The sequence below is a fragment of the Methylobacterium aquaticum genome (genome assembly GCF_001043915.1).
Classification (GTDB): domain Bacteria; phylum Pseudomonadota; class Alphaproteobacteria; order Rhizobiales; family Beijerinckiaceae; genus Methylobacterium; species Methylobacterium aquaticum.
This window is the reverse complement of sequence record NZ_LABX01000482.1, coordinates 1-1804: the sequence shown is the minus strand read 5'-3', so window position 1 is coordinate 1804 and position 1804 is coordinate 1. Positions and strand designations below refer to the sequence as shown.

The window sequence follows — 1804 nt, the reverse complement described above, 5'->3', positions numbered from 1 at the left end:
GCGCGCTCTTGGCCTCCGGCGAGACTTGGCCCTCCGGCGCCATCGCGGCGCGTTCGCGCAGGATGGTCCAGGCGGCGGGAAGACTGACGGCGGCCACCAGGGTGGCAGCCATGAGGGGACGGGTGCGGAGCATGAGCGGGCCTCTCAGAAGAGATCGACGCTCCTTGCGACGCGCCGCCCCGGAGAAAGCTTGGCCCGCGGCCGGATTTTTTTCGCCGTGCACGGCATCGAACCGGGCGAGGGCCGCGGCGAACGCCCGCTCGCGGGCCTCGGCGGAGGGTACCGGGACGGGGGGAAGGATGTCGGTGTCAGGCGCCATGGCGCTCCTCCGGATCGGTCTTGAGGCGGCGGCGGGCCTCGTGCAGGCGCCACGACACCGTGGCCTCGGCGATGCCGAGCGCCTGGCCGGCCTCGGCGTGGGTCAGGCCCTCCCCCACCACCAGCACGACGGTCTCGCGCAGGGCGGGGTCGAGGCGGGCGAGGGCCCCGGCGAGCCAGGCGCGGCGGTAGAGGTCGCGCCCGTCGGGGGTGGGACCGAGGCGCAGCCAAGTCCCCAGGCCGTCCTTCATCCGCGCCAGGGTGGAGCGGCGGCGGTGATGGTCGCGGCAGGCATTGAGCACGATGCCGAACAGCCAGGTCGAGACCTTGGCCTCGCCGCGGAACCCGGCGATCCGCTCCACCAGGGTGCAGCACACCTCCTGCACCACGTCCTCGGCATCGTGGCGCGAGCCGGTCATGCGCCAGGCGATGGCGTGCATGCGGTCGTAGTGGCGCCGCAGCAGCGCCTCGAAGGCCGCGCGGTCGCCCCGCGCCGCCCGGGCGGCGAGGTCGGCATCGGGATCCGGCGGCGCCGTTCCGGGCGGGGGGCCGTGCCCCTTCGTGTCCATCTGTGTCGCGAGCGGCTGCATGCCCGAGATCCCGCCTCCGTCGCGCGGCCGGCCGCGCTCGACCCGTCAGACGCGGCAGGCCGCGCCATCCTTGGCGGATGATGATCGATTTTCGGCGGGATGCGCAGCCGGCGCGACGCCAGCCCGAACGGCCCCCCACCGATGGCCGGGCCCGCCGCGCTGGCGTTTCCCCACACAGGGGTTACATGACGCGGGACCAGATACGCATGGCGGACAGGAGCGAGGCGACGTGGCGATCACCCGGGACGACGTGCTGAAGGCGCTCGCGGGCGTGACGGTCGATGCGGCGGGAACCAGCCTGCCGGCCTCCGGCCGCCTGTCGGAGATCGTCATCGACCCCACCGGCCGGGTCGTCTTCTCGATCGGCATCGCGCCGCCGGAGGCCAAGGCTTTCGAGACGGTGCGGCAGGCGGCCGAGATCGCGGTGCTCAAGGTTCCGGGCGTCAAGGCGGCGCTGGCGAGCCTCACCGCCGAGCGCGGGCCGGGTGCCGGCCCGGCGCCGCGGCCCGCCGCTCCGGGCGGCACGCCCCAGGGTGGCGCTCACGGCGGTCCCCCGCCCGGCCCGGGGCAGGGGCGGCGGGACGCTGAACGGCCGCCCCCCCGCGGGGGGGGGGGGGGGAGCGCTCCGGCCACCGGGGCGGTCCCCCCCGGGGGACGGGGGGGGCGCGACCGCCCCCCCCCCTCCCCCGCCCCCCCGGTTCCCCCCCCCCCCCCCCCCCCGGCACGCCGCCCCCCCGCATGCCGCAGGTCGCCGCGGGCGCGTTCCGCGGGCGGGCCGCTCGCCTGCGCGACGCCGGCGCCGCCGCCTTCGCCCGCCGCCTCGACCGCGAGACCGGCGAGACCCGCCGGGTGCTCGCCGAGCGCGGCGGAATCGGGCGCACGGAGGGGTTCCTGCC

1 protein-coding gene and 1 pseudogene are annotated in these 1804 nt (G+C 77.3%); one reads left to right on the top strand and one right to left on the bottom strand.

The annotated features are described in order from the left end of the window. Positions 1-308 precede the first annotated feature (308 nt). Positions 309-908, bottom strand: coding sequence for an RNA polymerase sigma factor (locus VP06_RS33360; RefSeq protein WP_048468126.1), 600 nt, complete (start codon positions 906-908; stop codon positions 309-311). 229 nt (positions 909-1137) lie between these two features. Between VP06_RS33360 and VP06_RS35750 the strand changes: the two are divergent. Next, a pseudogene (locus VP06_RS35750) lies at positions 1138-1476 on the top strand (iron-sulfur cluster assembly protein); the annotation flags it as partial. Between the last annotated feature and the right edge of the window lie 328 nt (positions 1477-1804).

What these genes read in the sequence shown, in the direction of transcription:
- VP06_RS33360 (WP_048468126.1), bottom strand. Translation starts at nt 908, where the DNA reads ATGCAGCCGCTCGCGACACAGATGGACACGAAGGGGCACGGCCCCCCG.